This window comes from Haloplanus vescus, from assembly GCF_900107665.1.
In the GTDB taxonomy this organism is placed as follows: domain Archaea; phylum Halobacteriota; class Halobacteria; order Halobacteriales; family Haloferacaceae; genus Haloplanus; species Haloplanus vescus.
This window is the reverse complement of sequence record NZ_FNQT01000006.1, coordinates 41,816-64,071: the sequence shown is the minus strand read 5'-3', so window position 1 is coordinate 64,071 and position 22,256 is coordinate 41,816. Positions and strand designations below refer to the sequence as shown.

Below are 22,256 nucleotides of genomic sequence, written 5' to 3'. Positions count from 1 at the left end.
CTATCCGAGCGTCGCGGTGGCGTCGAGGGCGAGTTCGATCATGCGCTCGACGTTGTTGCGGGCCTTCGGCGGGAGTTCGTCCTCGGTGGCGTCGCCGCTCCCCTTCTGCGTGCCGGCGACGAGGTTGCCGTCGACGGTGCAGATGGCGCCCGCACGAAGCCCCTTCCGTCGGGCGAGGGTGAAGAGCGCCGCGGCCTCCATCTCGACGGCGAGCAAGCCCGCCGCCTCCCAGTCCTCGACGTAGTCGTCGGTTTCGGCGTAGAAGGCGTCGTCGGTGACGACGGGGCCGACGTGAATCGCCTCGTCGTTCGACTCGGCGGCGGCGACGAGCGCCGACACCACGTCGTGGTCGGGGACGGCGGGATACTCGACGCGCTCGTAGCGCTTGGTCGTCCCCTCCTCCTTGGCGGCGGCGGTGGCGACGACCATGTCACCGATTTCGATGTCGGCTTGGAGCGCGCCGGTCGTTCCGGGGCGGATGACCGTCTCGACGCCGACGGCCGCGAGCTCTTCGAGGGCGATGGCCGCCGAGGGCGACCCGACGCCGGTCGAACAGATGGTCAGGGGCACGCCCTCGTACTCGGCGTTGCACAGGTGATACTCGCGGTTGTGCGCCAGTTCTTCGACGGAGCCGTCGTCACAGGCGTCGGCGATGCGCTCGACCCGATCGGGGTCGCCGGGGAGCAACGCCACGTCGTGTACGTCGCCCGTGTCGACTCGAAGATGCGGCTGCAGTGCCATACAGGCCCCTCGCGCCGCAGGGGAGAAAAACGTTCCCGGCACGCCACGAATCGAAATTCGGTGAAGGTTCGGTGAGCGTTCGGCGGGGGTTGGGCCGTGGTTCGGTAACACCTCGGAAAATCATCATATGTGTGTCCGGCCTCTACCGATATGCAATGACGGACGACAACTCCCAGACGGGCTGGCTCGATTGGATCGTCGACGACCTGCGCGGCGAATCGGCGGCGTCGCGGCGACAGTTCCTGCAGCGGTCGGCCGCGGCAGGCGCCGGAACGCTCGCGCTCTCCATCGCGGGGTCGAACGCCGCGCTGGCACAGGAGGCCGAGAGCGACGAGACGACCGACGTCGACGTGTTGAACTACGCGCTCACGCTCGAACACCTCGAACACGCGTTCTACCGCGACGGCCTCGAACGGTTCGGCGAGAACGACTTCGAGCGCGCGCAGACGCTCAACGGGTTGGCGTACCGAACCCGGAAGGACGTCCGCCCCAACTTCGAGGCGATTCGCGACCACGAGAAGGCACACGTCGACACGCTGACGACGGTTATCGGCGACCTGGGCGGCGACCCGGTGGCCGAGGCGTGTTACGACTTCGGCGTCGAGGACGTGGACGACTTCATCGCCGTCGCGGGCGTGCTGGAGAACACGGGCGTCTCGGCGTACGACGGCGCGATTTCGATGATCGAGAACGCGGACCTGCTGACGGCGGGCGCGACCATCGCCACCGTCGAGGGGCGGCACGCGGCGTACCTGAACACCCTGAACGAGAAGGACCCGTTCCCGGAAGCGTTCGACGACGCACAGAGCATGAGCGAGATTCTGGACGCGGCTGGTGGGTTCATCGTCGACTTCTGAGGCAGTCCCCCTGCCGGTGGGCTTACCGTGGTGGTCACTCTGCAACTGAATGATGGAGGCCCGCCTCTGGTACGTGCTCACCGGTACCCGCGGTGGCGTCAACCGTATCAGGCTCCTCCAATCGCTCGACGAGCGACCGAGAAACACCAACCAGCTCGCCGAGGAACTCGACCTCCACTACAAGACCGTCCAGCACCACCTCGACGTGCTGGTGGACAACGGCGTGTTGCGAAGCAGCGGCGACGACTACGGGGCGGTGTACCTGCCGACACCGCAGGCGGAGGACCACTGGGACCTCGTCGAGGAGATAATCGAGCAGGTGGACTGAACATGACGACAACACTCACGGCGGACAGGTTGCGTTCGACGGACGGTGGGCGAGGATGAGCGTGTGGACCGACATCGCGCGACTCGCCACCGTCGTGAACGTGTGCTTGCTCATCGCACTCGGCTACGTCTGGGGGCGCAACTACCTCGCGGTGCGGACGAAACACACCCTCGGACTCCTGCTGTTCTCCGTCTTCCTCCTCGCGGAGAACGGCCTGACGCTCTACTACTACCTGCTGGACCCGGACCTCTCGATATGGTACAGCACGCAGATGCCCGTCATCGTCTGGCGGGCGACGATGACGCTCCACGTCCTCCAAGCGCTCGGGCTCGCCTTCCTGACGTGGGCCACCTGGGACTAGGCACAACCGTCTCTTTTAGCGACCAACACACACAACCCGCTGGCTGGTGACGGGCGGTGTATGCCCCTCCAACGACGACAGTTACTGACCGCCGGCGCGACTGCCGGCCTCGTCGGCCTCGCCGGCTGTCTCGACTCGCTCCGCGGCGACGACACGTCTGACGACGCCGACACCAGCCTCCGACTCTACCTGTCCGACGCTCCCACGCCCCTGCGCGACGGGTACGTCGTCGACTTCGCGGAAACGGAGCGCCCGGACGACGACGAGGCGTTCGCGGCGGCGCTCGCCGGCGAGACGTACACGACCCAGCAGCGGACGCCCTTCGGCGCCCAGTCCGACGACCCGCGCTACGCCCGCCACGAGGGGACGTACTACCGCCTCGGCCACGTCGTCGTGAACGAACGCGCAGTCACGCATCCCGTGGTTCGACTGGCGGAAGTCGCCGACGCCGAGTCGAGCGACGCGCCGTCGGCCGTCGACGCCGATTCGCTCTCGGAGGCCGACCAGACCGCCGTCCACGTCGCCCACATGGCGGCCCGAGCGCGGGGCAACGTCGGCGGCGCGCCGTGGGGACTCGTCCAGCGCGGCGGGTACGTCTACCGCGGCGAGGAGCGGGCGAGCGAGAGCCGACTGCTCGGCGACGACGCCCCCTCGCACGTCGCCTACCGCGAGACGATGTACGAACTCCGGGTGAGCCGAGAACGGTTCTACGAACCCGTGTACCGAGCGACGGTCGACCCGGTCGCCGAGTCGCCCGAGCGGATGGAGGCGATTCTCCGCGCGCAGTTCGTCGACACTCGTCTGTCGGGCGACTCGCTCTCGGCCGAGGCGCGGTCAATTCTCCGGACAGCGCAAGGTGAACACTACGAGGAGTCACACCCCTACTCCGAAGCATTCCGTTCGGTGCTAACCAGTCTTCACGCCCGCGCGTACCTCGACGGCAACATCGAGAAGGACGCGTACACCGAGGACCCGGGCGTCGGGATGGCGCTGTACGACGGGCGGTACTACGACTACCAGTTGCGGTTCGTCTAGGCGACGGCGAAGAGCAACACGTTGTGAACGCCGGGGCCGAGTCCGACGGCGGCGACGAAGCCGAGGAGGAGTCGCCCCTGTGTCGGCGCCTCGCGGACCGTTTCCGCGAGGGCGGCGACCACCGCGGCGGCGACGGCGAGTTTCACGAGGACGAACAGCCACCCGCTTCCAACGAGCGATGCAGTGGGGAGCGACGCCGCGAACTCGAGGATGACCGCTGAGAGTGGCGTTCGCTCGCCGAAGCCGAGGAGGTCGACGCCGACGGCCGTCGAGACGCCGTCGAGGGCGTGGGCGACGACGGCGAGGACGCCCGGCGCCCCGGTGACGGTGGCGGCGGGGACGGCGCGGCGAAGGGCGCCCCACGTCGCCGCGGCGGCGACGGCGGTGCCGACGAGGATGCCGAGCGACGGGAGGAGGCGGAGCGACCCGCGTTCGAGACCGACGCCGACGACGGTGACGGCGGGCGGGACGAGGGCGAGACAGCCGGCGGCGGCGAGGAGTCGTGGCGTCGACGCACTCACTCGCGCCGTGAGGAGCCACGCCGCGCCAGCGACGACGGCGACGGAGAGGTAGACGGCGGGCGTGCCGGCGAACGGGCGCACGACGGCGGGGAGCGTACCGAGCACGTAGAGGACGTGCAGCGCGGAGCCGAGCACCATCCACGGCGCGAACGCGAGGACGGTCAGGTCGGTGACCGGCGGACGGTGCCGGCGAAGGAGCCCACCCACGACGACGAGGCCGGCGACGAGTGCGACCAAGTAGGGCGCGGGCGGGAGCGCGAATCCCTCGGGGAGGACGGCCATGGAGGATGAGCGGTGAGTCGGCGGGAAAGCCTTACGCTCCGCCGCGGCAAGGGGCGGGCATGGACCGAGCCGACTTCGCCGCCTGCATCGACCACACCGTCCTCGGCCCGGAGACGACACTCGCCGACGCGGAACGCGTCGTGCGCGAGGCGGCCGACCACGGCATGAACGCCTGCATCCCGCCGTGTTACGTGCGCGAGGTGGCCGACGTGGCGCCGTCGGTGACGCTGCTGACCGTCGTCGGGTTCCCGCACGGCCAGCACGCCCCGGCGGCGAAGCGCGAGGAGGCAGTCGGGGCGTGGGACGACGGCGCCGACGAACTCGACGTGGTTGTGAACGTCGGCCGACTCAAGGCGGGCGACGACGCGGCCGTCGTCGAGGAGCTCTCCGAACTCGTCGCGGCGGTGCCCGTTCCGGTGAAAGTCATCGTCGAAGCGTCGCTGCTGAACGAGGAGGAGCTGCGCCGGGCGGCGGCGGCGGCCGTCGACGCCGACGCCGACTACCTCAAGACCGGGACGGGGTTCGCGGGGCCAGCGACCACGGAGGACGTGGCCCTCCTCAGCGAGTATCTGCCGGTGAAAGCGAGCGGCGGCATCGGGACGGCGGAGGCGGCGCGAGCGATGCTGGACGCGGGCGCGACGCGCATCGGCGCCTCGGCGGGCGTCGAGTTGGTCGAGGAATTTTAGTCGCGCAGTCGGGAGATATCGGCGGCGACGAAATCGGTCGGGGCGGACCGTTTCGCTTTTCTCCGCGCGGGCGCAAGTTAGCGACACACCGAATGGCCCGCTATCACATCGAGACGTACGGGTGTACGGCCAACCGCGGCGAGAGCCGAGCCATCGAGCAACGGCTTCGCGACGGGGGGCACCACCCCGCGGAGGGTCCCGCCGACGCCGACGTGGCCATCCTCAACACCTGTACGGTCGTCGAGAAGACGGAGCGGAACATGCTCCGTCGGGCCGAGGAACTGCAGGACGAAACCGGTGACCTCGTCGTCACGGGCTGTATGGCGCTGGCCCAGGGCGAGGAGTTCGCCGACGCTGACATCGACGCCGACGTGGTCCACTGGGACCAGGTGCCCGAGGCGGCGATGAACGGCGAGTGTCCGACGACGACGCCGGACACCGAGCCGATTCTCGACGGCGCCATCGGCATTCTCCCCATCGCTCGCGGCTGTATGAGCGACTGCTCGTACTGCATCACCAAGCGGGCGACGGGCAAACTCGACTCGCCGCCCGTCAAGGAGAACGTCGAGAAGGCGCGGGCGCTAATCCACGCGGGCGCGAAAGAGATTCGTATTACGGGACAGGACACCGGCGTCTACGGCTGGGACCGCAATCAGGGCGAGAGCCTCCTGCCCGAACTGCTGGACCGCATCTGCGACATCGAGGGTGATTTCCGGGTGCGCGTCGGCATGGCGAACCCGAAGGGCGTTCACGGCGCCCGCGAGGAGCTCGCCGACACGTTCGCTGCGAACGACGAACTCTACAACTTCCTGCACGCGCCGGTGCAGTCGGGGTCGAACGACGTCCTCGGCGACATGCGCCGCCAGCACCGGGTGGAGGAGTTCCTCGAAGTCGTCGAGACGTTCGACGACCGACTGGACGAGTGGACGCTGTCGACGGACTTCATCGTCGGCTTCCCCACCGAAACCGAGGCGGACCACGAGCAGAGCATGGACCTCCTGCGCCGGGTCCGCCCCGAGAAGATCAACGTCACCCGCTTCTCGAAGCGGCCGGGGACCGACGCCGCGGAGATGAAAGGGCTGGGCGGAACGCTCAAGAAGAAGCGCTCGAAGGCGATGTCGGAACTGAAACGCGAGGTAGTTGGCGAGGCACACGAGTCGATGGTCGGTGAGCGCCGAGAGGTGCTCGCGGTCCGACCGGGCACCGGCGACTCCGTGAAGTGTCGCGACGGCGCCTACCGGCAGGTCATCGTCCAACACGCCGACGACCAGGGGGTCGAACCCGGTGACTTCGTGGAGGTCGAGATAACCGGCCACGAGACGATGTACACCTTCGGAACGCCGGTCTGAGGCGCGGAACCGACGCGGTTTTTATCCTGCTGGCGGAGAGACGCGTATGGCCAAGTGGCTCCGAAGCGGCCTCCGTCGAGACATCTGCGTCGTCGTCGCGAGCGAGGGCGACCCCACGGCACAGGAGTGTAAAGCGGCGCTCGAATCACAGTACGACGGGCGAATCGAGCCATCGCAGTTCTACGGTGCGCTCGACACGCTGACGGAGAAGGGTCACCTCACGAAGCGCGTCGACGGCATCCACGACCGGTACGCGCTCACCGAAGCGGGGGAGCAAGCGCTCCGCGACCACTACGAGTGGGTGCGCGAGGCGCTCTAACGGGTCGTCGTCGACGCCGAGGAGCGGTCGGCGGCGTCTTTCCACTCGCCCAAGCCGGCCGGGTCGAGGTGGACGTGGACGTCGGAAACGGGTTCGATTTCGCGGACGCGCTGGTGGAGTTCGGTCTCGATGTCGTGGGCTTCCGCGAGCGTGTGGTCGCCGTCGATTTCGGCGTGGAACTCCACCTCGATGACGTGCCCGGAGTAGTAGGCGACGAAGTCGTGAATCCCCCGTACCTCGGGGTGTGAGCGGATGGCCGCCTCGATGCGCTCGCGTTCGTCCGGCGGCGGCGCGCTGTCGGAGAGGTAGCGGACGTTCTCTCGCGAAATTTCGATACCTTGGTAGATGACGAGCAGGCTCACCACGCCCCCGGCTATCGGGTCGAGAATCGGGTAGCCGAAGGCCATGCCGACGACGCCGGCGAAGGCCGCGAGCGTCGTGTACACGTCGTTCTTGCTGTCAGCGGCGAGGGCGCGCAGACTCGGGGAGTCCACGTCGCGGTTGACGACGACGGTGTACCAGTAACAGGCGTAGCGGACGACGAGTGCGAACACGAGGCCGGCGACGAGGATGGCGCTGTACTCGGCAGTCGGGCCAGCAAGGAGCGCGTGGCCCGCGTCGTAGAGGAGTTTCAAGCCGAGGATGACGAGGACGCCGCCGACGAACAGCGCGGCGAGGGGTTCGAACCGGTCGTGGCCGTGGGGATGGGAGTCGTCGGCGTCGTCGTAGACGAAGCGACCCCAGACGAGGACGACGGCGCTGGCGAGGAGGTCAGCGACGGAGTGGGCGGCGTCGGCCATGAGCGCGAGACTGCCGAAAGTGAGGCCGAGCGCTCCCTCGACGACGATTTTGAGGACGTTCGAGGCGACGTTGACCCACGACGCCTTGAGGAACGATGCGCGGTCCTCGCTCATACCTCAGCAAAGACCCTAATGCCACATAAGGCGTGCCATTAGACGCATAGAAGGCAGCTTTCGAGTGAGTCTAATCGAAGGCAAACTGGACGGCGCTGTCGTCGCCGGGGGCGGTCGCCTCGGGGAGTTCGGCGAAGGCGTCGTGGAGGCGGGCGTACGTCTCGTCGACGGCTTCGACGATGACCGACGTGTCCGCGACGACGGGCATGAAGTTGGTGTCGCCCTCCCACCGCGGGACGACGTGCGTGTGGAGGTGGTCGTCGATGGAGCCACCGGCGGCGCCGCCGCCGAGGTTGAGACCGGCGTTGTAGGCGTCGGGTTCGAACGCCCGGTCCATCGCGTCGAAGGTCCGCTGTTTGAGGCGGGCGTGGTCGAGGAGGGTCGCGTCGTCGAGGGCCCCGTACCGTCGCTCGTGGGCGTACGGGATGACCATGACGTGGCCGGGGTTGTAGGGGTAGTTGTTCAGGATGACGAAAGCGTGGTCGCTGCGCGCGACGATGCGACTGGCTCTGTCGTCGTCGCGCGCGGGTAGCACGCAGAACGGACAGCCGTCGATGTCGTCGTCGCCGTCGCGAGTCACCCACTCGATGCGCCACGGGGCGAACAGTTGGTCCATACCGTCAGCGGGGCAGCCACGGATATATACTGTCGGCTCCCGGTCGCGTCGCGTCAGAAATCCGGCAGACGCTGGAACGTTCTCACGGCTGAGAACCCGGTTCATCCCGGATTAACCGGGTTTAATCCGGGTTAACCGACTGCCGGGCTTATGCAACCAGCACGGAAACGCCCGACGTGATGAAGGCGAAACGACCCGACCCGAACACCAACCGCGAACGGTGTCCCGACTGCGGCCGAGAAACCAGACACGAGGTCCGGGTAGAGATTCGAACCGAGAACCCCGCATCGTCGAACGCGGCGTTCTCGCGGGAACCCTATCGGGTGTCTGTCTGCGACGTCTGCGAAGCGGAGTCGATTCAGCGGATGAACGACGCTTAGGCAGTCGTAACCTCACACCCGTCTTCGGTGACGATGAGGGTGTGTTCGGCCTGACTGACCAGACAGCCGTCTTCCTCTTTCAGTACTGGGTAGCCGTGGATGACGTCCTGTTGCTTGAGTCGTCGGAGCGCCATCTCGGCGCGAGAGGCGTCCAGCCATCGGGCCGCGAAGGGGAGCGTGCGGTACTCCGAGGTGACCTGGTCCAAGACCTGTCGGGCCTGTCGGTTGCGGACGGAGCGTTCGCGTTCCAGCCCGTAGATTTCCTCCTTGGCGCCTTCGCTCACCTTGCCGCGGCCGTCGGTGGCGAACGGTTCGATGGCGATGACGTCGCCGACCTGTAGCTCGGCGCCGTGTTCGACGCCGCGGTTGGGGACGCTCGGCGCGGTGTGGGCGTCCCACTGTTCGACGCCGTGACCGGAGAGGTTGAGGACGGGCGTGTAGCCGTAGCCGCGGATGACGTCCTCGATTTCGCCGCCGATGGTGCCGGTGTCGGCGCCGGGTTCGACGGCGTCGATTGCCACGTCCAACGCTTCCTCGGCCGCTTCGACCATCTCCGGGTTGCCGGAGAGGTCTACCGTCGTCGCGGCGTCGGCGATGTAGCCGTCGACGTGGACGCCCACGTCGAGACAGACCATCTCCTCGCCGAACTCGGTGTCGTCGTCGCGGGCGGGCGTGGAGTGGCTGGCCTCCTCGTCGATGCTGATGTTGACGGGGAAGGCGGGGCCGTCGGCGAGTTCGTAGATGCGTTCCTCGGCGTGTTCGGCCACTTCCAGGTGCGTGACACCCGGTTCGACCATCTCGGCTGCCTCGTCGAGGACGGTCCGCAACGCCTCACCGGCCTGGCGATACTTCTCGACGGTTTCCTCGTCGAGGGGTCCTACGCTCATGGGCGCTCTTGGCGTGAGTCGGGGAAAGAGGTTGCGGCATGGGCGACGGGAGTGCGACAGCGACCCCCGCACGGGACGGCCGCGTTCGGGGAGAACGGCAGTTCTTTCACGCTGGTCGGTGAATTCGGCGACGATATGAGCTACGACAGAGTCGAGGTTCCTGACGACGGTGAGCGCATCACCGTCGACGAGGCGACCGGCGAACTCGACGTACCGTCGAATCCGATTATCCCCATCATCTACGGCGACGGTATCGGCACGGACGTCGGCCCGGCGGCCCAGTCCGTCCTCGAAGCGGCCGCGGAAGCGACGGGCCGTTCCATCAGTTGGATGCGACTCTACGCGGGCGAGTCGGCCCGCGAACGCTACGACGAGAACCTGCCCGAGGAGACGGTCGAGGCCATCCGCGAACACCGCGTCGCCATCAAGGGTCCGCTGACGACGCCCGTCGGGAGCGGGTTCCGGTCGCTGAACGTCGCCCTCCGGAAGAAGCTCGACCTCTACACGAACATGCGGCCGACCTACCATCTCGACGGCGTCCCCTCGCCCGTCACCCACCCCGAGAAGATGGACATGGTCAACTTCCGGGAGAACACCGAGGACGTCTACGCCGGCATCGAGTGGGAGGCCGGCACCGAGGAAGTGGAACGAGTCCGCGAGTTCGTCGAGGAGGAGATGGGCTTCGACAACACCATCCACGACGGCCCGGTCGGCATCGGTCTCAAGCCCATCTCGGAGTTCGGGAGCAAGCGCCTCATCCGACAGGCCATCGAGTACGCCCTCGAGAACGACCGCGACTCGGTGACGCTCGTCCACAAGGGCAACATCATGAAGTTCACCGAGGCGGCGTTCCGCGACTGGGGCTACGAAGTCGCCGCAGAGGAGTACGGCGAGAACGTCATCACCGAGGACGAACTCTGGGACGAGTACGACGGCGAGGCGCCCGAGGACGTGGTCGTCGTCAAGGACCGCATCGCCGACAACATGCTCCAGCAGTTGCTGACGCGGACGGAGCAGTACGACGTGCTGGCGATGCCGAACCTCAACGGCGACTACCTCTCGGACGCCGCGGGCGCCCAGATTGGCGGCCTCGGCATCGCGCCGGGCGCCAACCTCGGCGACGGGCGCGTCCTCGCGGAACCCGTCCACGGTTCGGCGCCGAAGTACGCCGGCGAGGACAAGGTCAACCCGACCGCGATGATTCTCTCCGGGCGCATCATGCTCGAACAGCTGGGCTGGGAGGACGCCGCGGACCTCGTTCGCGACGCCGTCGAGGAGACCATCTCGTCGGGCAAGGTCACCTACGACCTCCACCGACAGATCGAGGGCGGCACCAAACTCGCCACCAGCGAGTACGCCGAGGCGGTCGTCGAGAAGATTCACGAACTGGCGTAAGCCACGCGGTGTGTCACCATCCTGCGTTCGGATGCTGACAATATCGCGCGGGATTCTACACTAATTTATAGCCGGAGGGGCAGGTGAGGGTATGAGCGAGCCACACGTGCTACTGCTCGGTGCACCGGGTGCAGGGAAAGGGACGCAGAGCAAGCGCCTCGCCGACGAGTTCGGCATCGAACACGTCACGACGGGCGATGCCCTCCGCGCGAACAAGGACATGGACATCAGCCACATGGACACGGAGTACGACACGCCGCGTGCGTACATGGAGGCTGGCGAACTCGTCCCCGACGAAGTCGTCAACGAAATCGTCAAGACGGCGCTGCAGGAGGCCGACGGCTACGTCCTCGACGGCTATCCCCGCAACCTCGACCAGGCCGAGTATCTCTCGGACATCACCGACCTCGACGCCGTCGTCTTCCTCGACGTAAGCAAATCGGAACTCGTCGACCGCCTCACCGGCCGGCGTGTCTGTGACGACTGCGGCGCCAACTACCACGTCGAGTTCAGTCCGCCGGAGACGGAGGGCGTCTGTGACGACTGTGGCGGCGACCTGATTCAGCGAGACGACGACACGGAAGACACCGTCCGCGAGCGACTCCGCGTCTACGAGGAGAACACCGAACCGGTCGTCGAACACTACCGCGACGAGGGCGTCCTCGTCGAAATCGACGGCGAGGGGACGCCGGACGAAGTGTTCGAGGCCATCCGCGACGAAGTCGCCGACGCGGCCTGAGCGCGGTCGCAGTTCTCTTTTTTGCGCGGTCCCGGCGGGAGGCAGAGTAAAAGCTTCATAACTGTCGGGGGGAAACTGCCACCAATGGCACGGATCGAGCAGAAGGTGCGAACCCTCGTCTCCGAGGACGCGGAGATGGAGACCGTCATCGAGACGATCCTCGACCGCGCGGACGAGACGGGCGAGGTCAAGTGGGTCGACGTCCGCGAGGACATCTCGAGTGGCCAGTGGGGCCGCCTCATCGAGAAGGGTATCCTGATCGACGGCGAGACTGGCTTCCGACTGGACGACCCCGAGGCGACTCGCGACGCCCTCGAAGACGAGACGGTGACCGCGAGTTCGAGCGACGGGGAGTCGTCGTGGTCGAAATGGGACAAGGGCGCAGCGGTCGTCAGTATCGGCCTCTTCGCTGGCTACTCGTGGGCGCCGATGCGGAACCTCATCGGGTCCGCGATGAACGTCGCGCTCGGTCCGCTGAACTCGATGCTCCCCTTCTACGCCGTCGTCATGATTCTGGCCGTCGTGACGGGGCTGTACTCCACCATCCTCCAGGCGAACCTGATGGACAGCGAGAAGATGGGCGAGTATCAGGCGAAGATGCAGGAGATTCAGGAGAAACGCAAGGCGGCCAAAGAGCGCGGCGACGACGAGGCCCTCGACCGCATCCAGGACGAGCAGATGGAGGCCATGGGCGACCAGATGGGCATGTTCAAAGAGCAGTTCCGACCGATGGTGTGGATCATGTTCCTCACTATCCCGGTCTTCCTCTGGATGTACTGGGGCGTCGGCATCGGCGCGAACGCGAACCCGGTGTTCGACCTCCAGCCACTGGTCCTACCGCTCGTCGGTGAGAAGGCGTGGACCGCGCAGGCGCTCGGCCCGATTCAGGTGTGGATTGTCTGGTACTTCCTCTGCTCGATGGGCTTCACCCAGATCATCCGCAAAGGGCTGAACATCGACATCAGCCCGACTGGGTCGTAAGTGAACACGCTCTTTTAGCCGGCCATCCTGAGTGGCGATATGTTACTCACCGTGTCCGGTCCGGCGGGCAGTGGGAAGAGCACGACGGCCGCCGGCCTCGCGGAGGCGCTCGATCTGGAACATATCAGCGGTGGCGACATCTTCCGCGACCTCGCGGCCGAACGTGGCTACTCGCCGGTCGAATTCAACGAACTCGCCGAGGAAGACGAACACATCGACAACGACCTAGACCGACGGCTCTACGAAATCGCCCGCGACCGAGACGACGTGGTTCTCGAATCGCGTCTCGCGGGGTGGCTCGCTCCCGACGCCGACTTCCGGCTCTGGCTCGACGCCCCCATCGACGTTCGCGCGGCCCGCATCGCCGACCGAGAAGGGAAATCGGTCGAGCAGGCCCGCGAGGAGACGCTCCGACGCGAGCGAAGCGAGCGGAAACGCTACGACGAGTACTACGACATCCCTATCGACGACCTCTCGATTTACGACCTCGTGGTGAACACGGCGCGGTGGACGGCGCCGGACGTCCTCGCCATCCTCACCACCGCTGTCGAACGCTACGACACCGCGGACGACGAGGGCCGCCACGCCATCGAGGGCGTCGAACTCGACGGATTCGAGTCGTGACGCTCCGCGACCCACCGGGCGAACGGTCGCTCGACGACCGCCTCTCGTTCGGCGTCCTCAACCTCGACAAACCGCCCGGCCCCTCCGCACACCAGGTCGCCGGGTGGGTGCGTGACCTCGTCGGCGTCGACCGCGCGGCCCACGCCGGGACGCTCGACCCGAAGGTGACGGGGTGTCTCCCCGTCATGCTCGGCGACGCCACGCGCCTCGCGCCCGTCTTTCTGGAGGGGCGCAAGGAGTACACCGCCGTCCTCGAACTCCACGGCAACGCTCCCGCGGACCTCGAAGACGTCCTCGCCGAGTTCGAGGGCGATATCTACCAGAAACCCCCGCGCAAGAGCGCCGTCGCGCGCCGACTCCGCACGCGCCGCATCCACGACCTGACCGCCCTCGAAGTCCGCGACCGGCAGGTCCTCCTCCGAATCGAGTGTGCAAGCGGGACGTACGTCCGCAAACTGTGTCACGACCTCGGCCTCGCCCTCGGGACCGGCGCGCACATGGGTGCCCTGCGCCGGACCGCGACCGACCCCTTCGACGACCGCGACCTCGTGACGCTCCACGACCTCGCCGACGCCCTCGCCTTCGCCGAGGAGGGCGACGAAGAACCGATTCGCGAGGTCGTCGCCCCCGCCGAACGCGTGCTGACCGGCCTACCGAGCGTCATCATCGCACCGAGCGCCGCCGAACAGGTCGCCACCGGCGCACAGGTGTACGCGCCGGGCGTCATCGACGCCGACGACGCCGAAGAGGGTGCGCTCGTCGCCTGCTACACCCCCGACGACGCCGCCGTCTGTCTCGGGCGTCTCGTCGGCGACCCGACGGCGTCCGAGGGCGTCGTGGTCGAACTCGAACGGGTGCTCGTCTGATGCGAGTGAGGATGAAACGACACGCTTAACCCGCAGACTGCCCTCCGTCGAATCGTGGGACCGTGGGGTAGTGGTATCCTCTGCGCATGGGGTGCGTTGGACCCGTGTTCGAATCACGGCGGTCCCATTCACTTACGTACCGAGCGCTAACATCCAGAGCGTTGGGTACACTATGGACTAGATATCTTCTCTGATCAGCCAAAACCACGTTCTACGATTCTCGCTGAAAGAGTATGATAGACACCGGGGCCCTCTCAAGTTATAGACCAACACACTAGAACTATATCAAGAACGTGTCTTTTCTTGGTCAACTGTGTCCAGAAACAAATGGATCGTCCTGGCGATCCTATCTATTGGACTGATAACCGGGATTTCATTCTCGAAATTCACCCAGGGAACGACTTATACTGCAAATACATTCGTCGCCCTAGCTACGGTACAAGGCGCGTTTGTCGGTATCGTATTCTCGATTTTTATTTTGGCATCACAAGTGAATGCCACAGAATTTAGTCCCTTGACACTAGAGAATCTGAGTAAATCTAACACTTTTCTAGGATTATTAACATTCTATAGCGTATCTATTCTATTCGATATCTATGTTATTCAGGCTCATGGATTGGGATATACGGTCCCGGATATCTTTTTTCAATATCTCCCGGATTCTTGGAATTATACTGTCGGAATAGCAGCCGGTCTCGCATCTATATCTCTATTTTCATTGGTTCTAGCTCGCCAATTGTTAGTTTCCCTTACCTCTCCAGAAACCTTGCTAAAAAGGACCTCAAATAAGATAACCGAAGACAATATCTTGAAAGAATCAGGTTCAAAAAACAAATCGACTAAACTGAAACCGGAGCGAACTTCTCTTCTGACGATTGAACGCATTCTCTCTGCGTCTGACGAGCGCGATGACGAATATACAGTACAGCTATCTATCTTCTATATGTACAAATCCATAAACGAGCTCCTAAACGCTCAAGAAGAGACTCTATTTAATCGTGACCCGATTCAGCCGTCAGATCTGAATTTTGATATTATACTGGCCAGATGGGAAACCTGCACCACATGTGGAATAGATGGACCACTAGATAGGATGCTCCATACATTCCGTATTCAGCGGCGATTAATCGAAGCTTTCGCTGAATCTGGTCAGAAGGAGATCGCTGAAACGCAAACATCTATTTTGACCGATATCCTCCGCCACATTCTTACGGAAGAACATTTTGAGACTGACCTACTCGATGAATACAAGCAATTAGCTCGGAAAGCAATGGATACAAATTCAATTGGTGTGCTAACGAAAGTTGAATCTGAACTTGTAAACATTCCACAAATATTGCTCAATATCGACGGAGGTTTGCAGAGTAGTCAAAGAGAAGTCATTTCCACATCGATTTCTCTCGGCTTTGAGATCGTCTATGAATCTGTATCGAGTGAGTTGATAAGTTCAAGCGATAGCCGAATTCTCGCTCGCGAGGTATTTCATCAAACCAATCAATCGCTCATAGATGTCATACACCAGCTGGAAACTCAAGATGATTCTTCCGGAATTAAACAGAATCTCTTAAATGATATATATAGGAATTTGACAGAGATTGCTTCCAAGACGGTAGAATATGATCAGATTATTTTCCAACGATTAACAATAGGTGTATCTGAGATTGCACTCGAACTCGGAAAAGATGCGGCTAAGCTTGCATCAGATCTTCAAAGTTCGTGTCAGGATACGGAAAAACTCGGGGATGAAATACAAAATATCGCTGGGGAAATTTCTTCAGGCGAGATAAAAACACGCGAATTCACGGTCTTCTCTCATACTGATGCCGAAATGCGTGAATTTATCGAAGCACTCAGAGAGAGCGCAAGCTAGATTGGGGAATAAGACTCCATTCGATTATACGTGTTAGTATTCGACGTGTAATATTCACCCTCCTTTTCCAGGATACCCAAAGAGGTTAGCCTATCTAGCTTATCTCGAACAACATACTCATGCCTGCGTTCCGATGGTCCGTACCAGTCTATGATATTTTCGTGGATTGTATCTAGGTCAAGGTGAAGACCGGGATCTTCCTTTTCAACTGCATCAAGATAATATCCATTGGCAAACTTTGGTAGATTTCGGAGGATACCAAGACCTAAATCGCGAGACAATTGCTTGAACCCCTGTTCAATAACCTCCCCTAAGATCTCCTTAGTGAAATTCTCTCCTTCAATTTCTTCCAAATCATATTTATCAAGTGGCCTTTGCGCGTACAGATGACCGTCATCTCGTAGTTCTATAAACCCCAGTTCTTCAAGAGTGTTGACATATCTCAGTGTCTTCTCATCATCCTTCCCCTGAGCTTTCCTCACTTCTTCAAAAGGAGGCTGGTATATTCGAGTCCACCGGAGAATCTGTTTGATCGGGTTGAGTTGGTTCTCAACAGCAGGAATAGACGCGATCTGTTTGTAGCTCGCCTTAGCCATCGCTTGGTCTAAATCGTCTCGTAGCCGCTTCTTTCCATCAATTAGACCACGATTCACTTCCTCTCGTGGTAACAATTCCAGAATATACTCGTCTCCCTGCCGTTCAGCGTTTATTTCCGCAATATCATCAACGGCGATATATTTGATGACTCTCTGCTCTCCTGGTCTACAATCGGTGACATCTTTCGGGAAGGAATTCCCCAGTTCTAGAGAGACGATTCCATTTTCAGCTTCGTAGTAGTCAGATAGATACGTTCCGCTTCCATAGGCGTCTTGAATCACACGCTCAAATTTTTTCTTCCGGGTATTGGGATTGTCAGCGTATATTGACACCGTCTCCGGAAATTCCGTAGATTTACTCATCGTTAATATTGAGATAATCTCTGTTGGTCTGTCTCTTCCACCCAGAGGGCGCTCGTGGTTTCAAGTCTTCCTTTCCAACCCTTTACGAATTCTTTTTTGTCTACTTCAGTCGCTTCCAAGCTCCCAGATATATCCGTGTCTGCATATTTTAGTGGGTCGTACATCAGCACGGAATCATGATTTATACACATGACCAATACGCTAAGAGATCGGGCTCGTCCATTGGAATCTAATTGAATCTCATATCCAGTTGGCTCATAGATCTCCAGAGATAATTCTACTGCAGGATAGGAATACTGCGGTTTCTCCACTTTCTGCTTTAGATCGTCAATATCCAATCCTGTCGTATATTCCGCTTCAAAGGAATGTTGACTCAACTCAGCACTCAGCCGATTATCAATCCGGAGCCTCGTGCTTCCCAGTTCTTTCTGATCACAGATGTCCCTAATCACTCGTTCACTCAATTCGACACCATCGGGAACGACAGGTCTCTCCGCCAATTCTCGCAACATGTTTTTGATGACATTGGGAGTGTCATCATAGAGGGCATTCTGTACGCTAAAGGGAGATACAGCTTCGGATACTTCCCGACGGTCTCTAGCAGTTATCGTCATCGGTTCAATCAGTTGGGCTAAATCCAAAGGCCCACAGCATTAATTTGTTGTCCTTATTCTCTTCTGAGAGCGATGGTCCAATATTAGACGACCACCATCCATTATCTCCGCTACCTTCTGCCGACTCAGATCCCTAATCAAAATCGTAGATAGGATTTCAAAGAGCCCATTTGCAACTCCAGAATCAGAATTCAATCTGTCTCTTCAATGAATGCATTCCTTTTCTTAGAATTTTTATACTTTCCTCGATCAACTTTATCTACGAAGCCTGATGCTTGAAGAGTGTTCAGTCGGCAGTTCACACCTCTTCTCGAATGGTCGATGTTCTCTCCGATGATTGATGGAAAGAGCGTCGAACCCTGCAGAAGTGCTTCCAAGATCTCATCGGCCATACCCGTTCCCCAGCCACTGACCTCACCCAAAAATACCTCCTGATAGTCACCACAACTTCTCACGAGCGCCACGGCTCCAGAGCGTGCAGGAAACGGACCCCGATAAGGTGTCGGGTCCGCATGTGCCTCCGTATCCTAAGCGGAAGCCATACTCAGAGACGTGGCCAGCGAATATCAATCCTCCGTATGAGAGACGAGAGAGTTATCCCGTGACTCCGGGAGGTGCCGCGACGCCGTCGCTCACTCGTTGACGAGCAACAGCTTGCCCACGAAGTCGCCTTCCTCGGCGCGTCGATGGGCGTCGGCAACCTCGTCGAAGGTGTAGCGGTCGTCGATGTGCGGGGCGACCGTGCCCTTGTCGACGAGGGTCGCGATGGTGTCCAGTTCCTCGCCGATGCGCTCCTGTCGCTCACCGGCCAGCACCGGGTAGATGACGAGGACGACGCCGAGTTCGAGGGAGGTGGCGTGCATCGGTGCGAGGTCGACGTCCTCTGCCTCGCTCGATTCGGTGGTGACGACGGCGCCGTATGGCTGGACCGCCTCGAACGACGTGTTGATGTGGTCGTCGCCGATGGGGTCGAAGACCACGTCGAACCCGTCGCCGCCGGTGTACTCGTCGACGTACGTCGCGACATCGGTCTGCGTGTAGTCGACCGTGGCGTCGGCGCCGAGGTCCGCGGCGAGTGAGCGTTTCGCGTCGGTGGAGCCAGTCGCGACGACGTTCGCGCCGAACCAGTCGGCGAGTTGGACGCCGATGTGGCCGACGCCGCCGGTCGCGCCGTAGACCAACACGTCGTCGTCGATGTCGACGCTGGTCTTGTCGGCGAGCATCTCCCACGCGGTCAGGGCGACGACGGGGAGGGCGGCGCTGTCTTCGAGCGGAATCGAGTCGGGGGCGTGGGCGAACGTGCCCGCGTGGCCGACCACGTAGTCGGCGAGCGACCCCTGTCGGCCCGCGCCGCCGGGCATGCCGTACACCTCGTCGCCGACGTCGAACGCCTCTACGTCCTCACCGACGGCGTCGACGACGCCGGAAACGTCGCAGTGTAACGTTGCCGGGAACTCGGGCGTGAACTCGGGGATATACCCCTGCCGAATCTTGTAGTCGACGGGGTTGACGCTGGAGGCGACGACTTCGACTCGAATCTCGTCGGGCGCGGGGTCGGGAACCTCGACGGTGGTCTGCTCGAACACGTCGGGGTCGCCGAACTCTGCAATCGTGTAGGCGTCCATCTCGGAAGGCATCGACGACCCTTGGGGACTCGGCCCTCTATACCCCGCGCCCGAGGAGATTTGGGTGGGCTTTCGACGAGCGGATTAGCGCTTCTCGAAGCGATGCCGGACGATGTCGGAGTCGTCGTCCCACTCGAAGTTGTCGTGAGCGCGTTCCAGAATCTGCTTGTAGTGGTCGAGGTCACGCGCCCCCTCGGCGCGGGCGTCGGCGTCGGTCATGTCGCCGAGAGTTCGCTCGGTCACGTCGACGACTTCGAACGTCGTGTCGTCGAGCGCGAAGGTGTCGCCCTCGTCGGCGTATCGCTGCCCGCGGTGAATCTGTGTCACGTCGCCGTCGAGTGCCTGTTGGCGCATCCGGTCGTTCGGGAGGAGCGTATCGGGGTCGAGCTGTGCCATACGCAGTCGTCGGGACGGAGCGACAAAAGCGGTCGGCCGGGACGGAATCGAACGTACGTCCGTCCACGGCGTCAACGTGAGTCGTCTCACGAACGAACATCCAACGAAACAGAATTTGGAATAAAAATATAATATTTTGATGCCCTTTGTAACCATATACAGACAGAATAAGAGAATTGAAAGCCCAATCGTCCGGAAAATATTTATTCCCTTGGTCATATGGTCGTGTATGGTCGAACACGAGAACGGAACGCGGGTCGCCTCGCACACGGAGTACGCTCGCACGCGGGTACAGTGCGTGGGGTGTGGGATGAGCGTCCCCGTCGACGAGACGCGGGGCGGGCGGCGACTGTGCAGTCGCTGTGCCCGCACGAACGGATGAGTGCAGAAGACGCGATGCCAGTGGTGACGGCGCTCGGGACCGAGCCGGAGTTCGAACTGGAGTGTCTCTACGACGACCCGTCGAACCCCTCGGAACTGACCGTTTTCACGCCGGAGACGGAGCGTCTCGCGACGGAGTGGGTCACGGTCGACCAGTCGACTGCGGTGTCGCTCGAAGAAGTTCGGTGAGCGTCACGCCGAATCGGGCGGGTCGCCGTCGGAGGCCCACACGTCCGATACCGCCGTCGGGTCGACCGGCACCTCTTTTCGATTCCCCATTGCGCCGATCGTTCGGGTCGGGAAGTCGTCGTCGGGCGCCGAAATCGTGAGCGCGGAGTGGACGAAGAGATACTCCGGTGTGAGACAGAAATCCCCGGAAATCTCGCCGCGGAGCACGCCCGTCGCGTCCGTGAACGCGAGTGCGCGTTCGTACTCTCGCTTGCACGCCGGACAGGTACCGCCGTTCGGGTGGCCGTCGGCATCGCCAGACATGATGGGTCCGTCAGTGTCTCCCATGGGGAACGCAGGGCCGTAGAGTGACAAAGCGTTTGTGACGCGACCTACCGCCGCGACCTATGATGTGTATTATTGCCTATTATACCCACACACGCCTCTAGCGTATTCGGACATATGCTAGGATAAGGAATATATATCCGGACAAACTCCAGTACAATCGTCGTGATAGAGGATAACCACGCAGGATTTTCGTTGAATAGTGCAGATACGTGCATAGAGTACACGAGTTCGAAGAGCAGCGCGGGCACCAGCGGAGCCAACTGAGACACTAATGTTCGACAAAGAGGACCTCGAGGGACCACGGATCGACCGACGGACGGCGACGAAACTACTCGCAGCGGGCGGATTGACCGGGCTGGCAGGCTGCAGCGGTGGGAGCGGGGATAGCTCGGAATCGACCGATAGCTCGGGCGAAAGCAGTTCGAGCGGCTCGGACGAATCGAGCGGAGCGAGCGACGGTGGCTCCAGCGGTGGATCGATCAGTGCCGGCTGGAACATCGACGAAATCGAGTACCTCGACCCCCACTACATCGACAAGGGCCAGGAGATCTACGTCTCCTCGAACATCTACAGCGGGCTAGTCAAGATTGGATCGGACGGCGCTATTGTGGGTGACCTCGCCAACGACTGGTCGCTCCCGGACAGTTCGACGTACGTGTTCGACCTGAAGGAGGGGGCGACGTTCCACAACGGCGACCCGCTCGACGCCGCCGCCGTGAAGGCGTCACTCGAACGGCTCATGAGCCTCGACGACTCGCCGCATCTCGGGAAGGTGTCGTCGGTCGAGAGCATCACTGCCGAAGACGAAACGACGCTACGTATCAGCCTCTCGGAGACGGTCGGGCCCTTCATCTCGTTCCTGACCCGAGGGCCAGGACGCGCGGGCACCATCGTCCATGCCCCGAGCGCCACGGAGAACCCCGACGAGTACAACCGGATGCCCGTCGGGAGCGGCGCGTTCGAACTCACCGACCGCGAGTCGGGTGAGTACCTACAACTGGAGGCCCACGACGGCTACTTCGAAACGGACGAGGACGGGAACGCACTCCCCTACCTCGACTCGGTTCGGATCGACCTCATCCCGGAACCATCGACGATGTGGACGGCGATGCGGGGCGGGGAGCTTCAGTACTCCAACAGCATTCCGCCACAGAACGCCGGGCAGGCCGAATCGATGGATTCGCTCGACGTCGTGGGGACGAATCCGGGCGCGTGGTTCTGCATCGCGCCGCTGTGTAACGACCCGGCAGAGGTCGAGTGGCAGCAGTACGCGAGCGGTGCCGGCGAGCCGACCGACAAGTGGTCGGACGAGGACCTTCCGACGACCGACCCGCAGGTTCGGGAGGCCATCGCCATGGCCATCGACCGCGAGGCGCTCATCGAACGGGCTTTCTTCGGCTACGCCGAACCCGCACACTCCGTCTTCAATCCCGCCATCGCGTGGCTCTACGAGGAAGAACCGGAACCGGGCCAGTACTACGATCCAGAAGCGGCCCAGCAACTCCTCGACGACGCCGGCTACACGGGCGAGCCGCGGATGAGCCTCTCGCTGCTTGGCACTCCGAGCGACGAGCGACGGATGACCGTGGTGCAGGAGATGCTCTCGCAGGTCGGCATCGAAGTCGAACTCAACGTCCAGCAGGAGTCGGCCTACTGGGACAACCTCTACCGCTACGAGAACGAACTCGTGATGTACGACGGCTACGTCGACATCGACCCGTGGATGTCGCTGTGGAAGCAGCTCAAGACGCCGGTCGAGTCCGGCTCGGCGGGTGCGTGGCAGGCGAATCTCTACCAGAACTCCGAGTTCAACTCCCTCCTCGAGGAAGACTACAGAACTTCCGATATGGAGACACGAACAGAACTCCTCCGGCAGGCCGAAGAGCTGTTCCTCGAGGACACCGCATGGGCCATGACGACGTTCCCGCTAATTCCGAAGGCGAGCACGTCGAATCTCACCGGCGTCGGGAATCAAGCCGGACTGAGCAACTTCCACACCGCACAACTCGAGTGA

General features: G+C 62.2%; 28 protein-coding genes and 1 tRNA gene. 18 read left to right on the top strand and 11 right to left on the bottom strand.

The window, feature by feature from the left end:
- Complete coding sequence (locus BLU18_RS13805; RefSeq protein WP_092635907.1) at positions 1 to 741, bottom strand: nucleoside phosphorylase; 741 nt, start codon at positions 739 to 741, stop codon at positions 1 to 3.
- A gap of 155 nt (positions 742 to 896) precedes the next feature.
- On the opposite strand from BLU18_RS13805, the gene BLU18_RS13800 reads away from it, so the two are divergent.
- The 4 genes from BLU18_RS13800 to BLU18_RS13785 are packed head-to-tail and all read left to right on the top strand — an operon-like array spanning position 897 to position 3,322.
- A complete protein-coding gene (locus tag BLU18_RS13800; RefSeq protein ID WP_092635905.1) occupies positions 897 to 1,598 on the top strand; it encodes a ferritin-like domain-containing protein in 702 nt (233 codons plus the stop codon).
- Positions 1,599 to 1,650: 52 nt separating this feature from the next.
- Positions 1,651 to 1,926, top strand: a complete 276-nt coding sequence (locus BLU18_RS13795) for an ArsR/SmtB family transcription factor (RefSeq protein WP_092635903.1) — start codon at positions 1,651 to 1,653, stop codon at positions 1,924 to 1,926.
- Positions 1,927 to 1,981: 55 nt separating this feature from the next.
- The gene (locus BLU18_RS13790) at positions 1,982 to 2,287 is read left to right on the top strand and encodes a DUF8036 family membrane protein (RefSeq protein ID WP_092635901.1); all 306 of its coding nucleotides are present in this window, start codon (positions 1,982 to 1,984) and stop codon (positions 2,285 to 2,287) included.
- Positions 2,288 to 2,347: 60 nt separating this feature from the next.
- Positions 2,348 to 3,322, top strand: a complete 975-nt coding sequence (locus BLU18_RS13785) for a hypothetical protein (protein ID WP_092635899.1) — start codon at positions 2,348 to 2,350, stop codon at positions 3,320 to 3,322.
- Here BLU18_RS13785 and BLU18_RS13780 read toward each other — a convergent pair.
- Positions 3,319 to 4,125 (bottom strand): DUF63 family protein, encoded by an 807-nt coding sequence (locus BLU18_RS13780; RefSeq protein ID WP_092635897.1) that lies wholly within the window; start codon positions 4,123 to 4,125, stop codon positions 3,319 to 3,321. The genes BLU18_RS13785 and BLU18_RS13780 overlap by 4 nt on opposite strands.
- Positions 4,126 to 4,184: 59 nt before the next feature.
- On the opposite strand from BLU18_RS13780, the gene deoC reads away from it, so the two are divergent.
- From deoC to BLU18_RS13765, 3 genes are all read left to right on the top strand, one after another.
- Positions 4,185 to 4,811: a deoxyribose-phosphate aldolase gene (gene deoC / locus BLU18_RS13775; protein ID WP_092635895.1), complete on the top strand. Its 627-nt coding sequence runs from the start codon at positions 4,185 to 4,187 to the stop codon at positions 4,809 to 4,811.
- Positions 4,812 to 4,903: 92 nt separating this feature from the next.
- Positions 4,904 to 6,160, top strand: coding sequence for a tRNA (N(6)-L-threonylcarbamoyladenosine(37)-C(2))-methylthiotransferase (locus BLU18_RS13770; RefSeq protein ID WP_092635893.1), 1,257 nt, complete (start codon positions 4,904 to 4,906; stop codon positions 6,158 to 6,160).
- 46 nt (positions 6,161 to 6,206) lie between these two features.
- Positions 6,207 to 6,479 carry a PadR family transcriptional regulator gene (locus BLU18_RS13765; protein ID WP_092635891.1) on the top strand — a complete coding sequence of 91 codons (273 nt, stop codon included), beginning with the start codon at positions 6,207 to 6,209 and terminating at the stop codon, positions 6,477 to 6,479.
- Here BLU18_RS13765 and BLU18_RS13760 read toward each other — a convergent pair.
- Both BLU18_RS13760 and BLU18_RS13755 read right to left on the bottom strand, forming a co-directional pair.
- A complete protein-coding gene (locus tag BLU18_RS13760; protein ID WP_092635889.1) occupies positions 6,476 to 7,393 on the bottom strand; it encodes a cation diffusion facilitator family transporter in 918 nt (305 codons plus the stop codon). The two genes, BLU18_RS13765 and BLU18_RS13760, sit on opposite strands and share 4 nt — an antisense overlap.
- Positions 7,394 to 7,463: 70 nt before the next feature.
- Complete coding sequence (locus BLU18_RS13755) at positions 7,464 to 8,009, bottom strand: HIT family protein (RefSeq protein WP_092635887.1); 546 nt, start codon at positions 8,007 to 8,009, stop codon at positions 7,464 to 7,466.
- A gap of 179 nt (positions 8,010 to 8,188) precedes the next feature.
- On the opposite strand from BLU18_RS13755, the gene BLU18_RS13750 reads away from it, so the two are divergent.
- On the top strand, positions 8,189 to 8,389 hold the full coding sequence (locus BLU18_RS13750; RefSeq protein WP_092635885.1) for a DUF7835 family putative zinc beta-ribbon protein: 201 nt from the start codon (positions 8,189 to 8,191) through the stop codon (positions 8,387 to 8,389).
- Here the strand turns inward: BLU18_RS13750 and map are convergent.
- Positions 8,386 to 9,276: a type II methionyl aminopeptidase gene (map, locus tag BLU18_RS13745; protein ID WP_092635883.1), complete on the bottom strand. Its 891-nt coding sequence runs from the start codon at positions 9,274 to 9,276 to the stop codon at positions 8,386 to 8,388. The genes BLU18_RS13750 and map overlap by 4 nt on opposite strands.
- A gap of 135 nt (positions 9,277 to 9,411) precedes the next feature.
- On the opposite strand from map, the gene icd reads away from it, so the two are divergent.
- The 7 genes from icd to BLU18_RS14635 all read left to right on the top strand — a co-directional run bounded on the left by icd (position 9,412) and on the right by BLU18_RS14635 (position 15,751).
- Complete coding sequence (gene icd, locus BLU18_RS13740) at positions 9,412 to 10,671, top strand: isocitrate dehydrogenase (NADP(+)) (protein WP_092635980.1); 1,260 nt, start codon at positions 9,412 to 9,414, stop codon at positions 10,669 to 10,671.
- Positions 10,672 to 10,762: 91 nt separating this feature from the next.
- Positions 10,763 to 11,410 carry an adenylate kinase gene (locus BLU18_RS13735; protein ID WP_092635881.1) on the top strand — a complete coding sequence of 216 codons (648 nt, stop codon included), beginning with the start codon at positions 10,763 to 10,765 and terminating at the stop codon, positions 11,408 to 11,410.
- Positions 11,411 to 11,494: 84 nt separating this feature from the next.
- Positions 11,495 to 12,391 (top strand): DUF106 domain-containing protein, encoded by an 897-nt coding sequence (locus BLU18_RS13730; protein ID WP_092635879.1) that lies wholly within the window; start codon positions 11,495 to 11,497, stop codon positions 12,389 to 12,391.
- Between the two features lie 39 nt (positions 12,392 to 12,430).
- Positions 12,431 to 13,015 (top strand): (d)CMP kinase, encoded by a 585-nt coding sequence (cmk, locus tag BLU18_RS13725; RefSeq protein WP_092635877.1) that lies wholly within the window; start codon positions 12,431 to 12,433, stop codon positions 13,013 to 13,015.
- Positions 13,012 to 13,881: an RNA-guided pseudouridylation complex pseudouridine synthase subunit Cbf5 gene (locus BLU18_RS13720; protein ID WP_092635875.1), complete on the top strand. Its 870-nt coding sequence runs from the start codon at positions 13,012 to 13,014 to the stop codon at positions 13,879 to 13,881. The genes cmk and BLU18_RS13720 overlap by 4 nt, the downstream gene beginning before the upstream one ends.
- Before the next feature lie 56 nt (positions 13,882 to 13,937).
- Positions 13,938 to 14,008 (top strand) — tRNA-Pro (locus tag BLU18_RS13715).
- Positions 14,009 to 14,194: 186 nt separating this feature from the next.
- Positions 14,195 to 15,751 carry a DUF2254 domain-containing protein gene (locus tag BLU18_RS14635; RefSeq protein WP_143025278.1) on the top strand — a complete coding sequence of 519 codons (1,557 nt, stop codon included), beginning with the start codon at positions 14,195 to 14,197 and terminating at the stop codon, positions 15,749 to 15,751.
- Here the strand turns inward: BLU18_RS14635 and BLU18_RS14630 are convergent.
- The 5 genes from BLU18_RS14630 to BLU18_RS13695 form a co-directional block, all read right to left on the bottom strand.
- Positions 15,748 to 16,710 carry a hypothetical protein gene (locus BLU18_RS14630; RefSeq protein ID WP_143025277.1) on the bottom strand — a complete coding sequence of 321 codons (963 nt, stop codon included), beginning with the start codon at positions 16,708 to 16,710 and terminating at the stop codon, positions 15,748 to 15,750. The two genes, BLU18_RS14635 and BLU18_RS14630, sit on opposite strands and share 4 nt — an antisense overlap.
- Before the next feature lie 2 nt (positions 16,711 to 16,712).
- Positions 16,713 to 17,324: a hypothetical protein gene (locus tag BLU18_RS14625; RefSeq protein WP_143025276.1), complete on the bottom strand. Its 612-nt coding sequence runs from the start codon at positions 17,322 to 17,324 to the stop codon at positions 16,713 to 16,715.
- A gap of 191 nt (positions 17,325 to 17,515) precedes the next feature.
- A complete protein-coding gene (locus BLU18_RS14620; RefSeq protein WP_143025275.1) occupies positions 17,516 to 17,716 on the bottom strand; it encodes a transcriptional regulator in 201 nt (66 codons plus the stop codon).
- A gap of 240 nt (positions 17,717 to 17,956) precedes the next feature.
- Complete coding sequence (locus tag BLU18_RS13700; RefSeq protein WP_092635869.1) at positions 17,957 to 18,961, bottom strand: zinc-binding dehydrogenase; 1,005 nt, start codon at positions 18,959 to 18,961, stop codon at positions 17,957 to 17,959.
- Positions 18,962 to 19,033: 72 nt separating this feature from the next.
- Entirely contained in the window at positions 19,034 to 19,345 is a 312-nt protein-coding gene (locus tag BLU18_RS13695; RefSeq protein ID WP_092635867.1) for an ASCH domain-containing protein, read from the bottom strand.
- A 229-nt stretch (positions 19,346 to 19,574) separates the two neighbouring features.
- On the opposite strand from BLU18_RS13695, the gene BLU18_RS14980 reads away from it, so the two are divergent.
- Positions 19,575 to 19,727, top strand: a complete 153-nt coding sequence (locus BLU18_RS14980) for a hypothetical protein (protein WP_176791252.1) — start codon at positions 19,575 to 19,577, stop codon at positions 19,725 to 19,727.
- Complete coding sequence (locus BLU18_RS13690) at positions 19,724 to 19,915, top strand: hypothetical protein (RefSeq protein ID WP_092635865.1); 192 nt, start codon at positions 19,724 to 19,726, stop codon at positions 19,913 to 19,915. Before BLU18_RS14980 ends, BLU18_RS13690 begins: the two co-directional genes overlap by 4 nt.
- 3 nt (positions 19,916 to 19,918) lie before the next feature.
- On the opposite strand, the gene BLU18_RS13685 is transcribed toward BLU18_RS13690, so the two are convergent.
- Positions 19,919 to 20,242 (bottom strand): hypothetical protein, encoded by a 324-nt coding sequence (locus BLU18_RS13685; protein WP_092635863.1) that lies wholly within the window; start codon positions 20,240 to 20,242, stop codon positions 19,919 to 19,921.
- A 271-nt stretch (positions 20,243 to 20,513) separates the two neighbouring features.
- On the opposite strand from BLU18_RS13685, the gene BLU18_RS13680 reads away from it, so the two are divergent.
- A complete protein-coding gene (locus BLU18_RS13680; RefSeq protein WP_092635861.1) occupies positions 20,514 to 22,256 on the top strand; it encodes an ABC transporter substrate-binding protein in 1,743 nt (580 codons plus the stop codon).